Origin of the sequence: Pedobacter sp. SL55 (genome assembly GCF_026625705.1) — a bacterium.
In the GTDB taxonomy this organism is placed as follows: Bacteria; Bacteroidota; Bacteroidia; order Sphingobacteriales; family Sphingobacteriaceae; genus Pedobacter.
In genome coordinates this window covers 3,791,253-3,812,322 of the sequence record NZ_CP113059.1, presented here as the reverse complement: position 1 = coordinate 3,812,322, position 21,070 = coordinate 3,791,253, and the positions used below count along the sequence as shown (strand labels likewise).

Below are 21,070 nucleotides of genomic sequence, written 5' to 3'. Positions count from 1 at the left end.
TTTAAAGCTAAACTTTTTTATTTGCTTACCGCAGTAGCCTTGTCTATTAAGAAAGTTAATGCAGTTCTGTGTGCTTTGGTTTGCTCATCTGAGCTTGAAGCCGTAGCTAACTGACCTTTAATTTTCACTAAAGTAGCCAAAGCGGCAGCTTTACTTGCATTATCGTAACCACCTGGAGCGGCAACAATAGCCGCAGCAGCTTTAACATATTCTGTCTGTAAGTTTTGACGGAACAGGTTTACGTTGCTTTTTAAATCAGCAGCAAAGATATCGTCAGTTAAATCGTTCATCACGCTGGCTACAGAATAAGTATTGCCGTATAAGCCACTGTTGTTAATTCTGCTCAATGTAGTTGGGTGCAACAACTGTGCTAAAGTTCCTAACTGTAAAGAAAGGAAAGTGCTTTGCGGCTTCACATCTTCTGTACTGCCAAAGAAACCAAAACCTCTACGTTGTATTTGTAGGTAAGGGAATAAGGCTTTGTCGGCATCGAATGCATTAGGTGCAAAAACGTAAGTGCTTAGCAAGGCCAAAGCTTTCTTTTGATATTCAGCTGGTACTGGTGTAAATGGAGCTGTGGTAGTTTGTTGCCCTACAAAGCTACGATCTACATAAACCCCACCAATGTAACGACTTAAAGCTGCTGCCATGCTAGCACGTTGGCCATTAAGTTGGTAATATTTGCTACGTAAATCTTGGTAGCTTTGGTTAGGTTTAGCAAATCTCTCTTTCAATTTAGGGATCATGCTGTTGATCAATTTAAAACGATCTTCGCCATAAGTTACCATATCGTTAGTGTGGTCGTTCACATTAACTCTTGGGTCTATACCGCCACCTGGGCTACGCATATCATCAGCATCGTTACCAAAAGCCAATTGCGGATCGGTACTTCTGCTCAAGATTTTATTTAAGCCGGCTTCTTCTTCTTTCTCGCTGAAAGGAGTGTAGCCGTATTCAATTGCCCATAAATCATAAGGTCCAGCTTTGGTTGTATAGTAATCGCCTTGTTTGCTACGATCGCTGCTTACGTTGATTGCCGGGTAATCCATTACCGAACCTTGCAAACCAATTTTACGGGTTAAGCTCTTATCGTTCATTTGAGCTGGGCTTAACATCTGACTAGCTTTCATGTTGTGATTTAAGCCTAAAGTATGGCCCATTTCATGCATAATTAGATAGTACAAGAACTGTTTGTGCATTTCTTTAACGGTTGCTGCTCTCGCTGCTTCAGAAACATCAGCATCTAAAACTTCAATAGCTGCTAAACCAGTTTGATATTGCATGCTTAACTCATGAGCTAATGAACAAAAAGCCATGTGGTTTTTATCGCCGTGGTTGTGTGCGCCTTGTTGTGTTGCAGCTACAGCTTCAATAGGATTTTCCCAAGGTAAGTTCATCGCCATTGATGGCCCACCATTGTATAATTGGTCTTGTACAGCAGTACCAGCACCCGATTTCCATTCTACAGTAATATCTGCACCTAAAATTTGTCCTGTTAACGGGTTGTAGAAGCTTGGACCAATGGCGCCGTAAGAAGGGTAGGCCGAAGATACCCAGCGGATTACATTATAAGCAATGTCTGATGGATCCCAAGTAGCATCATCTGGCATTTGCTTCATCACTACTGCGTTTTTGAAACCAGCTTTTTCAAAAGCCTCATTCCATTTTTCGCCCGCTTCTTTAATAATAGAACGATATTCTACAGGTGTAGTGTTCTCAATCCAGAAAACAATTGGTTCTACTGGCTCACTTAATTTGGCGTTCGGGTTTTTCTTTTTCAAGTTCCAACGGCTAATGAAATCTTTATAAGGTGTAGCATCTACAGACGTTAAATTATCTACTTCAGCTCCGAAATAACCTACTCTGGGGTCGTCTCTACGAGGTCTGAAATCGTTTTGAGGAACTTCCAAGAAAGAGTGTTGCATTTTAACACGAACATACCTAGCATCGGTAATGTCTTTACCACCGCCGTTTAATGGGTTAGGGTTGTCGTAAGCTAAATCAACTACTACATCGGTATTACCATTAAAAGATTTTACCGTTTGATATTTTGATTTAGCCGTATTTAAGCTACCTAAGTTAAACATTGCACCTGGAGGCAATCCTGGAGGCGTGGTAGGTTTTACCGGATCAAGTTTATCGCTTAAAAACAAGCCATCTACAGATATTAAATAGCCATTATCGTCTTTAGCACTAAATTTATCTGCAAAGAAAACCGCATCAGAAACGTCTACGTTGGCTGCTTTACTTACCGGATTAGCTGGGTCGTAATAAAAAGCAGTGTTTTTTTCTAAGAACTCAACCTTATCATCAACTTGTTTAATTTGAAACAATTTGGTGTTTCTGATCATGTTTTGGTTAAGGAACAATCTAGTTGGGCCACCCATAGAAAAACTTTGGTAAATGTAATCTTTACCTAATTGATCTTTTTTGATATACAACTGTAAGCTGCCTGTAACCGTATCTTTGTAAAGCGTAAATAAGCCATCAATTTTTTTGCTCGATTTGGTTTTATCAGCAACGGTTGGTTTTGGCGGGGTTGGTGGCGTTGTTGGTGCAACCTTTTTTGTGGTGTCGGCAGGTTTGTCTGCTTTTTTTGTTTCCTGAGCGTTAGCACTTAAAGCAAATAGTGCAGCAGCAGGAATTAACCATAAATGTTTCTTCATTTTTAAGTTAGTTAGTGTTTACTGAGTTGATTGGAGTGGGTTGGAATGCTTTTATTTCTTCCCGTTAATTTTTAGCAAGTTAATTAATTAAGGTCGAATATTAAATATCCGATTGTGAATTAGACGACGACAAATTGAAAATGTTGCAACAATTTAAAAAATGTTGAGAACTCACAAAAATGTTGAAAACACAAAGGCGGAACTTGTAATTGCTCCGCCTTTGTGAAATTAATAGATGGCTAATTTTATCTTCCTCCTGGAGGACAGTTTTCTTTTAAAAATTTAGTAAAAATTAAAGCTAAGTGTTCTCTAGTTCCTTCGCCTTCGCCAATACTGTGTGTGCGGTTTGGATAGCTCATTAATTGGAAAACTTTTTTATGTTTCACTAATTCGTTAATCAACATTTCTGCATTTTGATAATGTACGTTATCATCGCCAGTGCCATGTATGTATAACAAGTTTCCTTTTAGGTTTTTTGCATGAGTAATTGGCGAACCTTTTACATAAGCATCTGTGGTAGGAAAAGGCGTACCCATGTAACGCTCTTGATAAATGTTGTCGTAAGTTAACTGATTGGCTACGGCTGCTACCGCAATGCCTGTTTTGTAGATTTCTGGATATTGGAACAATAAATTTAAGGTTGATGAACCTCCACCGCTCCAACCATGTACAGCTACACGATCTTTATCCATAAACGGATAAGTTGCCAATAATTTTTTGGTAGCCATGGCTTGGTCGCGGATATTGATTACACCAATATTCTTGTAAATTGCTTTTCTCCAAGCAGTACCTTTTGGCACTGGCGCCCCACGGTTATCCATAGAAATGTAGATGTAGCCATCTTTAGCCATGTCGCCAGCGTATAGGCCATTTCTTCCAGCACCCCAAACATCAGCTGCAGTTTGTGTAGCGGGCTCGCCGTACACATAAAATACTACCGGATATTTCTTTGTCGCATCAAAATTGTCTGGTTTTTTCATCCAACCGTCCATTTCAACGCCATCTTCGGTAGTTACCTTAAAAAATTCTACTTTGTTTTTAATGGCTTGCTGTTTGCCTAACTGGCTCGTAATGCTGCCTTCCATACTTAATGGATTGTTGGTGGCAAAGTTCATCCATTCGGTAACTGGTGCAACGGTAGAACTATTATAGCTATGGCGAGCAAAAAGCCCGTTCGGAGAAATAGAATAACTATGTGTACCAGGTAAAACAGATGGCGTAACCATTTCTAATTTGCCTTTGCCGTCTAATTTTGTTTTGTAAAGATATTTTTGGGTAGCATTGTTAGGCGAAGCCATAAAATAGATGGTATTGTTTTTCTCGTCAACCAAGCTTAAATCAATCACATCGTAATTGCCTTTGGTAATTAAAGTTTCCTTTTTACCATCTTTGCTTATGCGATAAAAGTGGTTGTAGCCATCTTTTTCAGTTTGATAGATAAATTCTTTGTTTCCGTTTAACCAAATGAATTGATCTTGGGCATCTATCCACGATGTATTGGTTTCTTTATAAATTTCGTTAACGGCACCGCTGGTGGCATTAGCTACAAATAATTTGCTTTGGTTTTGCTCACGGTTTAATTGTTGCAAGATAATTTCGTTAGTGTTTGGTATCCAATCCATACGAGGGATGTAGTTTTGAACAGCACTACTCGGAACAGCCAACCAATTGGTTTTAGCAGTAGCGATATCTACCACACCAATTTTACAAGAGGATGGATCTTGACCAACTTTTGGATATTCTACAGGAACATTAAACGAGTAGATCGAGTCAGTGTTGTTGATCATCAAAAAATTTCTGATTTTGGTAGCATCAATTTGCCAATAAGCTATCGATTTGCTATCTGGAGCCCATCTAAAACCATCTAAACAACCAAATTCTTCTTCGTAAACCCAATCAAAAGTTCCGTTAATCATTCTGCTTGTTCCATCGGTAGTAAGCGCTTTGATATTACCGCTGGCTAAATCTTCTACATACACATTGTGCTCACTAACATAAGCCACTTTAGAGCCATCTGGAGAAAACTTAGCAAACATTAAAGACGATACAGGTTTGCCTTTTCCAATTTGCTTTAGCGTATTGTTGGCAATATCAGCAACCCAATAATCGCCTCGGCTATCTTGACGCCAAACTCTTTTGGTGTTGGTGTAAATCAATGCTTTGCTTCCATCATCAGTTAATTGAAAACTTCTTACTCTAAGCGGGCTTGTTGCATTTTGTGGCGTTAACAATGCACTGCTTACAATGGTTTTTCTTTCGTTTTTTGGCAGCGTAATGGTTATTATTTCTCCGCCGGTATTTTGGTAATAACTGCTACCATCTTTGGTCCAGTTTATACCGCCTCTTTGTGCTTTTGCAAAGCTTATCCCTAAAAGTGAGGCTAAGGTAAAAGCAATAAATAATTTGGTAATTTTCATCTTTATAAATTGTTTTTAAAGGTAATGAAGCCACCAGATTTATTCATCCCGTTGTGTGGTTCGAAAAATCATGATGGTTTCATTTGTATAAGTTGTTAAGGTTTATTTTTACTGTTGGTTAAAGGTCGATAAAATGTTGATAAGCAGATTGGATGTACGCTTTTCCGGTATTTAAAATTTGGTTAGTCTGTTTAGTGTCTTTTGGCTTATTGTTATAAAGTACGCTTTTCCCCAAATTATCAAAAGTTACGGCATGGCCATTATTTATAAAGCCAAAACCATTGTCCCAGCTAAAATAAGCAAAATTTTTGCTGTATGGGTTAAGTAGGTTTTTGCTCCATTTAAAATCTTTACTGTTGATATTGAGTTGCGAAAGCAAAGTGGCTGAGAGGTCTTGTTGGCTGCCTGTGTGGTCAAATATTTTACCTCTAAAATTATTCTTAATTACATCTCCATAAAATATCAATGGAATGTGATACCGTTGAGGTTCGTAAATTTCGTGGTTATTTTTAGGTAGCGTATGGCCATGGTCGGCAACAAAAACAAATAACGTATTTTTATACCAAGGCTGTTTTTTTGCTTCGCTCAAATAGCTTCCAATGCAGGAGTCGGTGTAAAAAGCAGTGCTTTTAAAGCGCTGTACATTACTAGCGCTGCCAAATTTGTAATTTACGGGCAACTCAAAAGGTTCGTGGTTGGTTAACGATAAAATGGTTGAAAAAAAAGGTTGCTGAGTTTGGTTGGCATCGGCTAACTGTCTGTTAAAAACCAAGCCATCATAAGCGCCCCAATTAGAACTCATGTCTTTCTTCTCGAAATTGTTTCGATCTGTTAGCTTTTTATATTGATGACCTAAGATAAATGCTTTATAGTTGTCGAACTTTGATTCGCCGCCATAATAAAACGAAGTTTGATATCCGTTTTGATATAATTTTTGACTGATTGCCGGAATTTTCTGCATTTTTTCTGGCCAACTTACAATGTTGGCTACAGCTAGGGTAGGGAAACCAGTAAGCGATCCTATTAATCCTTTATCTGTACGGTTGCCCGTTGCATAAATTTGGCTAAATAAAACCCCATTTTTAGCTAAACTGTCTAAATTAGGCGTAATGCCATTTTCGTTGCCTAGGGTTTTGGTTAAATCGGCTGTAAAACTTTCTAAAATGAAAATTACAACGTTAGGTTTCGAGGTATTAAGAATAGAAATGGTAGTGTCTTTTTCTACGTGATATAAATTTTTAACTTCTAAATCAGCGAGTTTTTGATATTGATAGACATATCGGTTTTTTTTGATTTTACCATTGGCCAATATACTCGATACCAAGTTCCACTCTGTGTTTAGCGAAGCATGGTTTAAGATTTGATGTGTGGAGAAAAAAGCCATACTTTGAGAGTTTGGCGCATTGCCAACTCCACGAATAAGCAGAAAATTTAAGCTTAGTGTTAGTATGGTAATCGAAAACTTTGCCCATAAAGGTGTTTTATAAAATTGCACATCACGCTTAACGAGCACAAAATTAAGGTAGAAACCAACTGCCAGTAAAACAATTAGCACTAACAGCGTTTGCAAAATAGGAGATGAAGCACCCGAGGCTAGCGACTCATTAGGTGTGCGGATAGCAAATTCTATAGCACGAGAGTTGATTTTGCTTCCCCACTCGCGATAGATATTGAAATTGATAACCGAAATAAGGCTAAACAACACAATAAACACCGCATTGTACTTTTTTACCCAATTGAAGTTTATTTTTTCTCTATCGGTAAAGTACCAAAAGGTGTAAATTAACAATGGAATAACAGACAGGTAGGCGGTAGTTGAGAAGTCTAATCTTAGTGCATGATAGTATGCTGCAAATTTTTCAGAAAGTGGGATATTTCGTAGTTTGGTATGAAAAACAAACATAAAGATGAACCTATCTACAGCGAAATAGAGTAGCCAGAACAGAAAGTACCTGACAAAGAAAATAAGACTTTTAAACATGGGCCGCTAAATTACTAAAAAAGAGCATGCAAAATAGCCCACGATTTTGGTCGTGGGCTAGTGAATGTTGAAATAATTTGGTCTTACTCTCCGCCACCTTGCATAGCCATAATTTCTTGCATGGTTTTAAGTTCGTAACCGCTAGGTACTTCTAAAGAAAATGGTCCAACTTTGTCTTCTGAGATACTTTTTACAGTTAAAGTTACTTTCATTCCGTTTTGAAAAGTAGTGTACTTAACTAAAGAACCTTTGATATCTTTAAACTGAGAACCAGCAAATCCATTAGGCAGTTCGATATCGTTTGTAGCCCATAATTCGTAAGTTCCACCTTTATCGTCTTTATAGCTATACTTCTCTGCGTTGTAGTCGCCTACTTTTTGTTTCTCGCCAGTAGCTTTAAAGTCGATTAATTTTGGGGCAGAAGCTTCGGCTTGCTCAATTTCTTCTTTACTCATTTTAACGGCATACTGCATTTGTGCAATTGGCACATCAATTAGCATTAAGCCAGTTTTTTGTACAAAATCTTGCAAAATACCAATAGATGCTGGGCCTTGTTGCATATCCATACGCATTACATTACCACTAAATTTTACTTTTTGCTCTTTAGGTAATTGCGAAGCCATGGAAGCTTGTTCTGCTGGTAAAGAGTACTCTACACCGTAAGTTACTGTACCCTGAGAGATTTTCTTTTGGGCGTTTGCCATTACTGCTGTAGCTACTAAAATAGTGGCTAAAAATCCCGTTTTTACTGATTTAAACATCATATTTTTTAAAGTTTAGTTACCAATTAATTTTTTCTTTTGCTAAGAAAGAAGCAATTCCTTTTTTGAAATCGGTGCTTTCTCTGGTTTTAGCATTTACTTTTATCGCATTGTCTAAACAACTATCGAGCCAAGTGTTGGTGGTTTGGTTAATGAGTTGTTTAGTTAATGTAAGCGAATTGCCCGAGGCATTGTTCGCCAAATTTAATGCAAATTCACGTACAATTTGATTGATTTCGCTGGCTTTTGTTACGTTAGTGATGAGATTATATGTAAGTGCCTCATCTGCACTGAATAGTTCTCCGCTGAGCAATAGTTTTTTAGCTAATGTTTCGCCTACTTTTTGTACCAAATAACAACTTACAATAGCAGGCACAAAACCTAATTTTACTTCGGTGTAGCCAAATTTAGCTTCTGGTACGGCATAAATAATATCGCAGATGGTAGCCAAGCCACATCCGCCTGCAATTGCATGCCCTTCAACTTGCGCAATTACTACTTTAGGTAAGGTGCGAATGGTTTCGAAAAGATTTTTTAAAGCGGCAGAATCTTGTACATTTTCATCGTAAGAGAAGTGCTGAAGCTGTTGCATGTACGCTAAATCTGCACCGGCACTAAAAACATCGCCGCTGGCTTTTAAAACCACCACTTTTACATTTGCATCACTTTGTGCTTTTAAAAATGCAGCCGTTAGTTGTGCAACTAGTGTTGGATTTAGGGCATTTCTTTTGTCGGGTCTGTTGATGGTAATTTCGGCAATGCGATTTTCAACGCTGTAAAAATGCTAAGGTTTCCATGTTTTATTTTAAGTTCAGTATTACCGCTTTTTGCTTTTTGAGGATATAAGCAGTTACTTTTAAACTATCTGCTTGTTGTCCAAATTTCTTAATTAAATAATCTTTGTTGCTCGCATCAATAATTAAAGTCGAAAAATCAATTTCTTCTCTTAACGTTGCAAGTTGTTGCTTCGGACTGTTGTGGATCCAAACAAAATCAAATCTATGATTTTGACTGAGTTTTTTATAGTTAAATTTTTCATCCATCAATAAAAAGCGCTTTCCTCTGTAATTAATTTGATATTCCTTTTTAAGCACGAGTTCAGATTCAAAGTCATCATTCCAATTTACAAATTGAATATTTTTAACTTTCTTCTGATCTAGTGCAGGTTTAACGAAAAACTCAAAATTTCTATCATCAGTATCAAGATCGGTTAGCAAAATGACTTTATTTCCTTTAATAAATGCCGCTGCAAGGTTTTTTCTCAAGCTAAACAAAACCAATTCTTCTTGCTGGGCGGCTGTTATTTTTTGGTAGGCAAATGTTAGTTGAATAATCAATAAAGATAGAAAACCTGCAAGTATATACTTCTTTTTGTAGTGAGCAAAACCTACTGTTAGTAAAATTACAAGCGTGAAAAAAGAAACAACTGCCATTTGTTGAGCCAAATTTCGGTAATGCCAGCGTAAGGTAGATTGGAAATCCATTTTAAACCTTGGTTGGTAAAAGTAATGATCCACTCGAATATTGGTGCCAAAAAATAAACCCTTACAAGTAAAATTGCAATGCCAAGGTACATTAAAATGGTAATAGGGATGAGTATGAAGAGGTTGCTAATGATAAAATATACCGGGAACTGATGGAAATAGTAAATGCTGAGCGGTAGCGTAGCTAATTGCGCTGCCAAGCTCATAGCAACGGCAGCCCATAATTTATCAGCCCATTTATTTTTGAAATACAACCAATTATAGATTTTTGGTTGATAATAAACTAAACCAAATACGGCTAAAAATGATAGTTGAAAACCTACATCCCAAATTAAAAAAGGATCATATACCAGTAACCCAGATGCAGTAAAAGCTAAGATGTTATAGCTGTTGGTGCTTCTTTTTTAGTTGTTTTGCCAAAATAAAAACAGTAAGCATTACTGCAGATCTTAACACCGATGGAGAAAAACCAGTAAGTAAAGAATAATACCAAATTAGGGCACAAATGAGCGTTACCTTAAATATTCTACCTGCATTTTTTCTGTCTAAAAAAGAAAGTAACCAGTTGAGCATAATGTAGATGATACCCACATGCATACCAGAAACCGATAAGGCATGAATGGTTCCAGTTTTGCTATAAGCGGCTAGGGTTTCTTTGCTTAAATCGGCACGGTAACCTAAAATTAAGGTAGATGCTACTGCAAATGCTTCATTATCTTTAATCAGTTTTCTGTAAGTAGCTATTTGCTTTTGTCTAACTTCTAAAGCATATTTTATAATTGGGTTTCCCTGATTTTCTCGCAGTTTAACTAATTCATCTTGTCTGATAAAACTTTGGTGGTAAATGTTTTTGCTAGCTAACCATTGTTTAAAATTAAATTCAGCCGGATTGTATGGCGGCTCAACTGGAAGATAGTTAGCTAATATCATTAGTTCGTCCCCATAATTAAGATGAATAGGAGACAGGCTATCTATTTTTAATGCAATTAACAGATTTCCTGTACATTTTTCTTCAGAATTGTTGAGGTATCCATTGGTAACAACCACTTCAAACCTAACAATATCGTTTGTTTGCTCGGGTTCGCTATTAACCCATACTTTTAATTGCTGGTATTGTTTTTTGGCAAAGTAATCTTTATTTAAAAAATGGGTATGAAATAAGGTTAAAAAAATTCCCAGGATAAAAAATATCAGATAGTAAAAGCTAGCAATTGTTTTTTTGTATTGCCAGCCTTTAAATTTTTTGTAGAAAATATTGATTAAAGACGCAATTAGTAGGAGGCATGGCAGCACTTTTGTTGTTACTCCTAATAGTTGTTTGTTTTGAAAATAGTATCCTAAGGTAATGCCGAAGATTAACGGCAAAAGCATTTTAACGAATACTATTTCCGCCCTGAATATCACATTTTTAGTTACTTGTTCAAACTGTATACTTGGTTAATTGTTGTCCCTAATCCCTAATCCCTAATCCCTAATCCCTAATCCCTAATCCCTAATCCCTAATCCCTAATCCCTCAATTAAAACTGATACCTCAATTGTACTCTCATTTCCGATTTCATTTTACCTTCTATTTGATCTAGGCCAGAGCCAACGGTTTCTACGTTATCGTAATTGTAAAGTGCGTATCTGCCCCAAACATCCAACCTTTTCGCTAACCTGTATTTTAAATTGGCATAGCCTCGTACCCCTTTTCCGTTATACAAGCCAAAAGTAAAGTTGTACAATACATCATCTTCGTAAGCGTAAATTCTACTGTCGTAAGATGCCGTGTTAAAATAAGCTACCCTTATATTTCCAGAAAGCCTAGATGAAAGTGGACTGTAGCTCACATCTTGGTAAGCCAAATAGCCAAACTCGGCATTGGCATCGCCTTTTTTAAACTGTACTACTTCTACTCTGTTTTGAAAACCAAAGGATTTACCAATGGCCCATTTCACTTCTGCACGATAGTTTTCTCGTTTTACATTGTCGAGATAGTTGTAAGGTACTGTTAAGTTGGTGTTTTGCTGCTTAACCTCAGATTTAAACCTTAAAATAGCTCTGAAAGTTTTGGTAGGACTATAGGTTACCTGACTTAAAAGTTCATAACCATCAGATGGTGCATCTACACGGAAACGCAACCAAGGATATTTGAAATAATCGCCATATAATTGAATGCTCCAAACTTTAGATGGGTTGATGTTTAAGCCAGCATAAAGCCCTTTCTCATTGAAAGCTTCGCTGGCTTCGGCAGTTGCCTGATTAAAAAAGTTGTGATAATTTTTTTGGTAATTTCTGTGCAAAACCACGGCAGATACAGTAGATGATAAACTTACCAAGGCACCATTTACATAGGCTAAACCTGCATCCAATGATTTTCCAAATTCGCCAAAGAAGTAGAAATTTTTATAGGTGTAGCTGTAATGGGCACCTACGTTGGTTAATTCTTTTCCGGCAAAATTAAAACTTTGATAAACACTAGAGCCCGGTACGAACAATCTGTTAAACGAGGTATGGTAGGCTACTGCGCCAATGCTTAGGCCGGTAACGCGGTATTGTAAAACGCCACCGTAAACAATTTGTTCGGTGCTGTTTTTATTGTTCATCTCGTTTTGTGTTCTGTGTAAGCCGGTTTCGTTAATTGAGGATACCGTTGTTTCGCCGTTAGCATTTGTGCTTAAACTGGCATCGAGTTTACGATGCGAAAAGAAAGGAGAGAAGTCTATGTTTTTTGCTACGGTTACGGTAGCCGCTGCCCCACGCAAAAAAGCAAATTCGTTGGCCGAAGTGTACGGGCGTAAACCTACATCGCGTTTTACTACGCCAGTTACATCTGGAGATTTCCCGAACGCAAAGCCCGACCAAAGCGTTAGTGCTTGGCCAAACTGCATGGTGTAATCGCCCAAAACAATTTTTTTAAACCTGCCCGTATTTAAAATTGCTACGTGACCAGACATGAAATCGGTGTAGTTAGATGGGAAAAAATAAGAAGCTGGTTTAGGGTTCTTAAAAAGGTATTCTCCAGCATCTTTCTCCATTACCAAAGATGCCGAAACACGGTTAGAATAGGTGTAACGGTATCTTAATAAATACCTGTCTGGTGTGCCTAAATACCTGCTTCCGGGCAAATCGGTATAGCCTCTCGTTTTTTCTATTACTCTGCCGTAACGTAAAATTAAATCGTTGTTGCCATACTTGGCTAAATTGGCAGCGGTAATTTTATCTACAGTAGAGCTTTGGCTTAGGGTTACAAAAGGCATTAACCTTTGTATGGTTTGCAAATCAAATTCGGCTATGCTTTGCAGTTCTAATAAGTCGATTAGCTTTCCATTTTTTCTGATGTGCTCAAATAAATTGCTAATTTGAAGCGGCGATAGGAACACCAAGGTCTTTAATTCTTCGGCATTGGTATTGTTTAGGTTAATGGGATGTTTCCTGAAATACGTTAAACGATCCTGTAGTTCAGAAAGATCATAGTCTTCCGGTAAATTTTCGGCGATGCTTTCTATCAAGTCTTTAATGAGTTGGTCTTCTTGTGTTTGTGCCTTTGCGACAAAACCAATCAGCAAAAAAGCAGCCAATATAAATAGTTTAAAACGCATACGACAAACCAATTTGAGGGGTATAACCAATTTGCGGATGACTTTCTACCGCGATATCCATAATCAATTTTTGATAATTTAGGCCGATGCCGAAATACTGTTTAAAAGGCTTGGCGCTTAAGCCGCCTCGTAAGCTCAACAGCTCATAAAATTTATAATCTACACCTACACCAACATCAAATTTTCGCTCAAAATCTTTAGAAATGGTTGCCGCTAAAATTAATTTATTAGAAGGAGTGTAAGTGGCTCCAAGATGTACGGCAGTTGGTATGTAGGTTTCGGCGTTGGTAGCTTTATAGGCTTGCGAAGACGGATTGTTAACGTACAAGCCTAAGCCAATTTGTTGGCTCAATGCATAGTTTACTCCTGCATCAACAGAAAAAGTAGTGGCATTACCATAATTGGTTATTTTTATTTGATGAACGTTGGCTTTAACTCCAATAGATAAATCTTCGCCAAAGCTTTTGGCCAAACCAAAGCCAGCTTTAATTTCGTTAAATTCGCTAATGCCGTACCTGTTAATGCTAACTCCTGCAAAATTGTTGTTAAAAGGCAATACAAAGGCAAAACTTTGTTCGCTAAGCTCATCGCCAAATAAATAACGTGCGTAGTTTAATGCTGCTACTGGCGATTTTTGTGAGGTTATTCCGGCAGGGTTTGCATTTAAACTCCAAATGTCTTTTACAGCGGCACTGGCATTACCCATGGCTGTTAATCTTGCTCCTTGGTTGTATTGGCCAAAGGCACTATTAATAAATAAAGACAGAATAAAAACTAGTAAAATTTTATGCATAGGCTGTTTGGTAAGAGCAATTTAGGAAATAATGTTTAAAGTAAATAATCAAATCGAACAATTAAATAATAACCAATAAACAATGAACCAATAATCAATGAACCAATGAGCCATGACAAATGAACTAGTGAACCAATGAACCAATGAACTATCAAATCTCATCATTTAGTTTCAAGAGAAAATCTTTTAAGCGCTCTAACGAATCGATAATCTTTTGGTTTTCTTTAACTTCGCCACTGTTACTTTTCATGTGTTCTTTAGCTCCTTTTAGAGTAAAACCTTTATCATCTACCAGATGGAAAATAATTTTAAGGTTTTCTATATCTTCTGGTGTAAAAAGACGATTTCCTTTTTTGTTTTTTTTGGGTTTAAGTATTTCAAATTCCTTCTCGTAAAACCTAATCTGCGAAGCATTTACATCAAACATTTCGGTTACTTCGCCCATGGTATAATACATTTTATTGATTTCTCTTTCTTTGTAAGGCATGTTTGGTGTTGATTATTAAACGATTATAGATTTTACTTAAAGTGCTCAAATGTAAACCGATTTTAGCAGAAAACCACAATAAAATTATAATTTTGTTGCTCATTAATTATTACCACTAAGACACAAAGAACACAAAGGGATTTTGGTTAAGATGATGGGGTTATTAATTCCCTAATACCTTGTCCCTAATACCTAAAAAACATATAAAAATGACAGCGAAAGAAATAAGACAGACCTTTTTAGAGTTTTTCAAAAGCAAGCAACATCATATTGTGGCATCGGCACCTATTGTGGTTAAAAACGACCCAACTTTGATGTTTACCAATTCTGGAATGAACCAATTTAAAGATTTGTTTTTGGGAGAAGCCGCTGTAAAATATCCTCGTGTGGTTGATACACAACGTTGCTTACGTGTTTCGGGCAAGCATAACGATTTGGAAGAGGTTGGTATCGATACTTACCACCATACCATGTTCGAAATGTTGGGCAACTGGAGTTTTGGCGATTATTTCAAAAAAGAAGCCATTGCTTGGAGCTGGGAATTGTTAACAGAAGTGTATAAAATTCCGAAAGAGCAATTGTATGTTTCTGTATTTGAGGGCGATGAAAAAGAAGGTTTACCGATGGACACCGAAGCATTTGAACTTTGGAAACAATTTGTTCCCGAAGATCGTATTGTTTTAGGGAATAAGAAAGATAATTTTTGGGAAATGGGCGATACCGGTCCATGTGGGCCTTGTTCTGAAATTCACGTAGATTGCCGTACTGCCGAAGAGCGTGCCGATGGCCGCGGAAAATCTTTGGTTAATGCAGACCATCCTCAGGTAATTGAGATTTGGAACAATGTATTTATGCAGTTTAACCGCTTAAAAGACGGTTCTTTGCAACCACTTCCGGCTCAGCACGTAGATACAGGAATGGGCTTTGAACGTTTGGTGCGTGTGTTGCAAGGTAAAACATCTAACTACGATACCGATGTTTTTACTCCTTTAATCAACTTTATTGCAGAAAAATCTGGATTTGAATACATAGGCAGTGCCGAGCCGGGAGAAAAAGGCTGGAATGAAGCGGTGGCGATGCGTGTAATGGCAGATCATATTCGTGCCATCTCTTTCGTAATTGCCGATGGACAGTTACCTTCTAACAACAAAGCTGGCTATGTAATTCGCCGTATTTTACGTAGAGCAGTGCGTTATGCTTACACTTTCCTAAACTTAAAAGAACCGTTTTTAAATCAGTTGGTGCCTGTTTTGGCAGAGCAGTTTAAAGGTGTTTTTGATGAGCTGTATTTGCAAAAAGACTTTGTACAAAAGGTAGTTTTAGAAGAGGAAGTTTCTTTCTTAAGGACTTTAGCTACAGGTATTCAGCGCTTCGAAAAATACGATGGTGGTAAAGTTATCGATGGTAATTTCGCTTTCGAATTATATGATACTTTTGGTTTTCCGATAGATTTAACGGATTTAATGGCTCGCGAAAAAGGTCTTTCGGTAGATATGGAAGGCTTTAATAAAGCATTAGAAGAACAAAAAAATCGTTCTCGTGCGGCAACCGCTATTGATACTGGAGATTGGGTAATTGTAAACGAAGACAGAGAAACTGAGTTTGTAGGTTACGATTTAACAGAAATAGAAACCGAAATTGTTAAATACAGAAAAGTAAAGACAAAAGGGAAAGAGCAATATCAAATTGTGTTGGCTCAAACACCTTTTTATGCTGAAAGTGGTGGTCAGGTGGGAGATACCGGGCGTTTAGAAGACCATAGCAGACAGTTTTGGGTAGAAATTACCGATACCAAAAAAGAAAACGGTGTAATTGTACACTTTACAGATACTTTACCAGTAGATTTAGAGGGCAAGTTTTGGGCAGTAATTGATGAAGATAAACGTAAAGCTTCGGAAAATAACCACTCGGCTACGCATTTATTGCATGCCGCTATGAAACAGGTTTTAGGTAGCCATGTAAACCAGAAAGGTAGTTTAGTGAATGCAGATTACCTGCGTTTTGATTTTTCGCACTTTGCTAAGGTAACTGATGAGGAATTGAACCAGATTGAAGATATCGTAAACGCGAAAATTCGTGAAAATATTCCTTTAAAAGAACAAAGAAACGTTCCTTATCAGGAAGCAATTGATAGCGGTGTAACGGCTTTGTTTGGCGAGAAATATGGAGATTTTGTGCGTGTAATTACTTTTGATGACCATTTCTCGAAAGAACTTTGTGGTGGTACACACGTAAAAGCTACCGGCCAAATTGGTTTCTTTAAGTTAACAGCAGAAAGTGCAGTTGCAGCAGGTGTACGTAGGATAGAAGCCATTACCGGCCAACGTTCTGCAGCTGTTATTCGCGAACATTTCGACTTGGTAAAGAACTTGAATGCTTTAATGAACAACCCGAAAGACTTTGTTTCTGCCTTGGGTAAAATCATAGAAGACAATACTGCACTTAAAAAGGAGATTGAAAAAAGCATTACCGAGCGTGCGGTGGCATTAAGAACTGATTTAGAAAAACAAATGCAAACTATTGATGGCGTGAACTTTATTGCAACTACAGTAGACTTGCCAAACGCCGATGCAGTGAAAACTTTAGCTTATGCCATTAAAGGCGCAGTGCAAAATCTGTTCTTAGTTTTAGGTGTGGTAATAGATGGTAAACCTCAATTAACCGTAGCTATTGACGATGAATTGGTTAAAGCAAAGGGATACAATGCAGGGCAGATTGTAAGAGAACTAGCTAAAGAAATTCAAGGTGGTGGCGGTGGCCAACCATTTTATGCCACGGCTGGTGGTAAAGATGCTGCTGGTATGGACAGGGCAATTGAAAAAGCTAAATCATTTTTAAAATAAAAAGCACGAAAATGTAGCGTTATATTTTATTGTAACGTAATATAAATTCAAAAGAGCAGAAGTCATTGATATAATTTATGGCTCCTGCTTTTTAATTAATTAAACTCGAAACAATGAAGAAAAATTTACTAGCCGCATTACTATTATTAATGACTACATGTGTTTTTGCACAAAAGAACGTGCAAAATAGTGACATACAAAAAAGAGCCGACTCTGTTGGTCAGGGTGGTAATAATGAGATTAAGTTAAATCTTTTAAATACTGTTCTTGGCTTGGCCGAAGTAAATTACGAAAGAATAATTGCAGATAATCAAGGATTTGGATTGGCAGCAGCAGTAAGTTTAACAGATAAGGCAGTATACGACGAACGTTATAACTTCGCACTTACTCCGTATTACAGGGTTTATTTTGGGAAACAAAAAGCTAATGGTTTTTTTATAGAAGCCAATGCGTCTGTTATTTCTGTAGATATACCGCAATATTATTTCGACTCAAATAATTATACGATAAACGAGTCAGAAAATAAAACATATACCAATTTTGGTTTAGGGGTGGCAGCTGGATTTAAGTTTTTAACACGCAATGGCATCATCGGTGAGTTGTTTTTGGGCGGAGGCAGGTTGCTAGGTAATGATACTTTTTCTGGTGGATATCCTAGACTTGGAATTTCTTTAGGCAAAAGATTTTAAAAATGATAAAGCCCCGAAATAATCGGGGCTTTATCATTAATGTCTACCTCTTCCGTTACCTCTATGGTGTTTGGCAGGCTTATTATAATGTTTGTAATGCGCTTTCTTAACGTAATGTTTAGCAGCTGGCCTAACGTAATTACGACTAACCACTCTTTTTCCTGGCTTGTAATACCTGCGGCTCGAAAAATTGTTTTGTTTAACATAAACAACTCTAGGAGCAGGAGCATAATAAGTACGATGAACTACTGGTCTAACGTAATAATCGTTAAAGTAGCCATACCTAGGCTGTGTACCAATATTGATATTTAAACTAACTTGAGCGTTGGCGCTTTGTAATGTGGCTGCTACCATAGCAACCGTAAACATTAAGATTAATCGTTTCATAACATTTAGTTTTATGTGTGTTTTAAAACCTTTACGAATACCGTGCCAACCAAATCAAAGATTAATTTTTGCAATAGCTTTGATACAAAACATTCGCCACAGATACACAGATATTCAATTATTTGTTAATTTATTTTTATATCTGTGCATCTGTGGCCAATAAACGATATTCATAAACAGATAATCCCTATATTTGGCCAGTTAAAAGAGCGTTCGGGATAGTAAATTCTATTAATGAGTACAACTATAATTACAAAAGATGCAGATCATTTCGAACTTGTTTCGGGATTGGAAATACATGTTCAGTTAAATACACAATCTAAAATATTTTGTTCAGATAGTGCTTCGTTTGGTGCTGGGCCTAACGAACATATTTCTACAGTTTCCTTAGGTTTGCCTGGCGCACTTCCCAAATTAAATAAAGAAGTGATAGAAAAAGCCATGCGAATTGGTTTGGCACTCAACTGCGAAATTAATCAGTATAACTTTTTTGATCGAAAAAATTATTTCTATGCAGATTTGCCAAAGGGATATCAGATTACGCAGGATAACAGCCCAATTTGCAAGAATGGCTACATTAATGTGCGTTTAGCCGATGGTTCTGAGAAAAGAATAGGCATCAATCGTATTCACCTAGAAGAAGATGCAGGTAAAAGCTTGCACGACCAAGATGAAAATTTCTCTTTTGTAGATTTGAATAGAGCTGGTGTACCTTTAATTGAGATTGTAACCGAACCAGACATTAGAAGCTCGGAAGAAGCGGCGGCTTTGTTGACCGAAATTAGGCAATTAGTGCGTTTTCTGAACGTAAGCGATGGCAATATGGAAGAGGGTTCTTTACGTTGTGATGCCAATATCTCTATCCGCGAAAAGGGAACTAACGCTTTTGGTACCCGTTGCGAGGTAAAAAATGTAAATTCTATTCGTAACGTACGCAGGGCGATGGATTTTGAATTTGGTAGACAGGTAGAAGTGGTAACTAACGGCGGACAAATTATCCAAAGTACACTAAATTTCGATGCTGATAAAGGCACTACTTCGCCAATGCGTAGCAAAGAAGAAGCTAATGATTACCGTTATTTTCCAGATCCAGATTTGCCACCCGTAGTAATTTCTGATGAGTGGTTGGCAAATGTTAAATCGGCCATGCCTATGCTGCCAAAAGAAATTGTAGCTAATTTAATTAAAGACTTGGGCATTAGTTATGCGGAAGCGGCTGTGTTGGCCGATGACAAAGAACTGTACCAATATTATGCACAAGCTTTACCGCACGTTGGCCACCCTAAAAACCTGATAAATTGGTTATTGGGTAACATTAGAGCTATGTTAAATGAAAAGCAGATAGAAATTTCGGCTTATTTGGTTAATCCATTGCAACTGGCGCAAACCATTAATTTGGTTGATGAAAAGAAAATTTCGCAGCAAAATGCCATACAGACTTTGTTGCCAGCATTAGAAAATAACACCAATGCCAATGCCGAAGATTTAGCTAAGCAACTTAATTTGATTATTGTAGAAGATGTAGATGCCATTGCAGGATTAATTGAAAAAGTATTAGCAAAGTACGCACCACAAGTAGAGGCATACAAAAAAGGTAAGAAAGGCGTTTTAGGTTTGTTTGTTGGCGAGGTGATGAAACTTGCCAAAGGCAAAGCAGATGCAAAAAAATTAAACGAATTGATTTTAAAAAGGTTGGAAGCGTAGGTAGAAGATTTAAGGTGTGCTTTTAAGTCTCAATACGCAATACTCACTACTCAGTACTAATAAAAATGAAAAAACTAGCGATAATACTATTAGCAACCATAAGCATATTAACGGCTTGTAAGGATAAATCAAGATTTACCATAAGTGGAAAATTGACCAATGCCGAGGTTAAAAATAAGGTGTTTCTGTATGGTATGGCAAGCAATAACATGGTACTGCTAGACTCTACCAACCTATCTGCAAATGGCGAGTTTAAGTTTACCAATACCAAGCCAGAAGCAGATTTCTTTAGGGTAAATTATGGAACTAACGAGTATATTGTAATTGCCAAAAATGGCGATGAAGTAGAAATTACGGCGGATGTGAACGACAAAAATCAACATTATACAATTGACGGGGCAGAAGATGCATCAAAATTGGCTGAGTTTAACGATATGAAAATCAAATTTCAGCAGAAGATTTTTGAAGTAAGCAAGCAATTTGAAGAAAAGGTAGCTGCCCAACCAGATAAAAGGGACGAATTGTTGCAGCAGTTATCGCCAGTTTACAACAATGCTTTAAACGAGCTGAACCAAGCCATCATTAAATTTGCGATGGATAACAACAAATCTTTGGTAAGTTTTTATGCCATTAGCTTGGTTAATCCGCAAGGTAACGAAAAAGCTATGGTAGATTATGCTGAGAAAGTTGATGCTTCTTTGAGACAACATTCGGCAGTAAAGAACTTTGTAGAAAAGGTATCGAGATTAAAAGCAGTACAGGTAGGGCAAATTGCTCCAAATTTCACTATTCCTAGTATAGATGGCAAAGAAGTAAAATTAACTGACTATAGAGGTAAATATGTACTGTTAGATTTTGGGCGTCGTGGTGTGGGCCTTGCCGACAAGAAAATCCAAATGTGGTAAAGGCTTATCAAACGTTTAAGAACAGAAATTTTACAGTGTTGGGCATTTCGTTAGATAAAGATAAAAATGCTTGGGCGCAGGCCATTAAACAGGACAATTTGATGTGGGACCAAGTTGGCGAACTTAATGATTTTGAAGGGGCTACTGTAAAATTATATCAAGTAGAAGCCATACCTAGTTCATTTTTGATTGACCCACAAGGTAAAATCATTGCCAGAGACCTAAGGGGAGAAGAGTTGGAGGTTTTTTTAAACAAAACCTTAGCTAAACTCTAAATCTATGTTAACAAAGCGTATAGTCTTAACAATTTGTTAACTTAGTTTTAACTAAATGTTGCAACTGTATACTTACTTTCGTAACAAATTAAAACT

Annotated in this window: 17 protein-coding genes; 5 read left to right on the top strand and 12 right to left on the bottom strand. The window is 37.3% G+C overall.

Translation table 11 applies throughout. The annotated features are described in order from the left end of the window. Positions 1–17: 17 nt before the first annotated feature. The 11 genes from OVA16_RS17060 to OVA16_RS17010 form a co-directional block, all read right to left on the bottom strand. Entirely contained in the window at positions 18–2,666 is a 2,649-nt protein-coding gene (locus OVA16_RS17060; RefSeq protein ID WP_267761926.1) for a zinc-dependent metalloprotease, read from the bottom strand. 245 nt (positions 2,667–2,911) lie between these two features. Continuing rightward, entirely contained in the window at positions 2,912–5,083 is a 2,172-nt protein-coding gene (locus tag OVA16_RS17055; RefSeq protein WP_267761924.1) for a S9 family peptidase, read from the bottom strand. 118 nt (positions 5,084–5,201) lie between these two features. Next, positions 5,202–6,986 (bottom strand): LTA synthase family protein, encoded by a 1,785-nt coding sequence (locus tag OVA16_RS17050; RefSeq protein WP_267761922.1) that lies wholly within the window; start codon positions 6,984–6,986, stop codon positions 5,202–5,204. A gap of 161 nt (positions 6,987–7,147) precedes the next feature. Beyond that, positions 7,148–7,828, bottom strand: coding sequence for a DUF4412 domain-containing protein (locus tag OVA16_RS17045; RefSeq protein WP_267761920.1), 681 nt, complete (start codon positions 7,826–7,828; stop codon positions 7,148–7,150). A gap of 16 nt (positions 7,829–7,844) precedes the next feature. After that, positions 7,845–8,585: an enoyl-CoA hydratase/isomerase family protein gene (locus OVA16_RS17040; RefSeq protein WP_267765424.1), complete on the bottom strand. Its 741-nt coding sequence runs from the start codon at positions 8,583–8,585 to the stop codon at positions 7,845–7,847. A gap of 40 nt (positions 8,586–8,625) precedes the next feature. Further along, the gene (locus OVA16_RS17035) at positions 8,626–9,258 is read right to left on the bottom strand and encodes a hypothetical protein (protein WP_267761917.1); all 633 of its coding nucleotides are present in this window, start codon (positions 9,256–9,258) and stop codon (positions 8,626–8,628) included. Continuing rightward, a complete protein-coding gene (locus OVA16_RS17030) occupies positions 9,228–9,662 on the bottom strand; it encodes a ComEC/Rec2 family competence protein (RefSeq protein WP_267765422.1) in 435 nt (144 codons plus the stop codon). Before OVA16_RS17030 ends, OVA16_RS17035 begins: the two co-directional genes overlap by 31 nt. Positions 9,663–9,690: 28 nt before the next feature. Beyond that, positions 9,691–10,680, bottom strand: coding sequence for a ComEC/Rec2 family competence protein (locus OVA16_RS17025; protein ID WP_267761915.1), 990 nt, complete (start codon positions 10,678–10,680; stop codon positions 9,691–9,693). Positions 10,681–10,827: 147 nt separating this feature from the next. Then, on the bottom strand, positions 10,828–12,891 hold the full coding sequence (locus tag OVA16_RS17020) for a helix-hairpin-helix domain-containing protein (RefSeq protein ID WP_267761912.1): 2,064 nt from the start codon (positions 12,889–12,891) through the stop codon (positions 10,828–10,830). Beyond that, positions 12,881–13,684: a hypothetical protein gene (locus OVA16_RS17015; protein WP_267761910.1), complete on the bottom strand. Its 804-nt coding sequence runs from the start codon at positions 13,682–13,684 to the stop codon at positions 12,881–12,883. The genes OVA16_RS17020 and OVA16_RS17015 overlap by 11 nt, the downstream gene beginning before the upstream one ends. Before the next feature lie 151 nt (positions 13,685–13,835). Then, on the bottom strand, positions 13,836–14,171 hold the full coding sequence (locus tag OVA16_RS17010) for a MerR family transcriptional regulator (RefSeq protein WP_267761908.1): 336 nt from the start codon (positions 14,169–14,171) through the stop codon (positions 13,836–13,838). A 209-nt stretch (positions 14,172–14,380) separates the two neighbouring features. Here OVA16_RS17010 and alaS point away from each other — a divergent pair, with 209 nt between their 5' ends. Then, positions 14,381–17,014 (top strand): alanine--tRNA ligase, encoded by a 2,634-nt coding sequence (alaS, locus tag OVA16_RS17005; protein WP_267761906.1) that lies wholly within the window; start codon positions 14,381–14,383, stop codon positions 17,012–17,014. A 113-nt stretch (positions 17,015–17,127) separates the two neighbouring features. After that, positions 17,128–17,703: a hypothetical protein gene (locus OVA16_RS17000; RefSeq protein ID WP_267761904.1), complete on the top strand. Its 576-nt coding sequence runs from the start codon at positions 17,128–17,130 to the stop codon at positions 17,701–17,703. A 36-nt stretch (positions 17,704–17,739) separates the two neighbouring features. On the opposite strand, the gene OVA16_RS16995 is transcribed toward OVA16_RS17000, so the two are convergent. Beyond that, positions 17,740–18,090, bottom strand: a complete 351-nt coding sequence (locus tag OVA16_RS16995) for a hypothetical protein (RefSeq protein WP_267761901.1) — start codon at positions 18,088–18,090, stop codon at positions 17,740–17,742. A 234-nt stretch (positions 18,091–18,324) separates the two neighbouring features. Between OVA16_RS16995 and gatB the strand changes: the two genes are divergently transcribed. The 3 genes from gatB (at position 18,325) to OVA16_RS16980 (ending at position 20,974) form a co-directional block, all read left to right on the top strand. Beyond that, positions 18,325–19,794, top strand: coding sequence for an Asp-tRNA(Asn)/Glu-tRNA(Gln) amidotransferase subunit GatB (gene gatB / locus OVA16_RS16990; protein WP_267761898.1), 1,470 nt, complete (start codon positions 18,325–18,327; stop codon positions 19,792–19,794). Between the two features lie 65 nt (positions 19,795–19,859). Further along, positions 19,860–20,699, top strand: a complete 840-nt coding sequence (locus OVA16_RS16985) for a DUF4369 domain-containing protein (RefSeq protein WP_267761896.1) — start codon at positions 19,860–19,862, stop codon at positions 20,697–20,699. Beyond that, the gene (locus OVA16_RS16980; RefSeq protein ID WP_267761894.1) at positions 20,693–20,974 is read left to right on the top strand and encodes a peroxiredoxin family protein; all 282 of its coding nucleotides are present in this window, start codon (positions 20,693–20,695) and stop codon (positions 20,972–20,974) included. The genes OVA16_RS16985 and OVA16_RS16980 overlap by 7 nt, the downstream gene beginning before the upstream one ends. The last annotated feature ends 96 nt before the right edge of the window (positions 20,975–21,070 follow it).

Coding starts and splice junctions, on each gene's coding strand:
- OVA16_RS17060 (WP_267761926.1), bottom strand. CDS start 2,666: ATGAAGAAACATTTATGGTTAATTCCTGCTGCTGCACTATTTGCTTTA.
- OVA16_RS17055 (WP_267761924.1), bottom strand. CDS start 5,083: ATGAAAATTACCAAATTATTTATTGCTTTTACCTTAGCCTCACTTTTA.
- OVA16_RS17050 (WP_267761922.1), bottom strand. CDS start 6,986: ATGTTTGTTTTTCATACCAAACTACGAAATATCCCACTTTCTGAAAAA.
- OVA16_RS17045 (WP_267761920.1), bottom strand. CDS start 7,828: ATGATGTTTAAATCAGTAAAAACGGGATTTTTAGCCACTATTTTAGTA.
- OVA16_RS17035 (WP_267761917.1), bottom strand. CDS start 9,258: ATGGCAGTTGTTTCTTTTTTCACGCTTGTAATTTTACTAACAGTAGGT.
- OVA16_RS17025 (WP_267761915.1), bottom strand. CDS start 10,680: ATGCTTTTGCCGTTAATCTTCGGCATTACCTTAGGATACTATTTTCAA.
- OVA16_RS17020 (WP_267761912.1), bottom strand. CDS start 12,891: ATGCGTTTTAAACTATTTATATTGGCTGCTTTTTTGCTGATTGGTTTT.
- OVA16_RS17015 (WP_267761910.1), bottom strand. CDS start 13,684: ATGCATAAAATTTTACTAGTTTTTATTCTGTCTTTATTTATTAATAGT.
- OVA16_RS17010 (WP_267761908.1), bottom strand. CDS start 14,171: ATGCCTTACAAAGAAAGAGAAATCAATAAAATGTATTATACCATGGGC.
- alaS (WP_267761906.1), top strand. CDS start 14,381: ATGACAGCGAAAGAAATAAGACAGACCTTTTTAGAGTTTTTCAAAAGC.
- OVA16_RS17000 (WP_267761904.1), top strand. CDS start 17,128: ATGAAGAAAAATTTACTAGCCGCATTACTATTATTAATGACTACATGT.
- OVA16_RS16995 (WP_267761901.1), bottom strand. CDS start 18,090: ATGAAACGATTAATCTTAATGTTTACGGTTGCTATGGTAGCAGCCACA.
- gatB (WP_267761898.1), top strand. CDS start 18,325: ATGAGTACAACTATAATTACAAAAGATGCAGATCATTTCGAACTTGTT.
- OVA16_RS16985 (WP_267761896.1), top strand. CDS start 19,860: ATGAAAAAACTAGCGATAATACTATTAGCAACCATAAGCATATTAACG.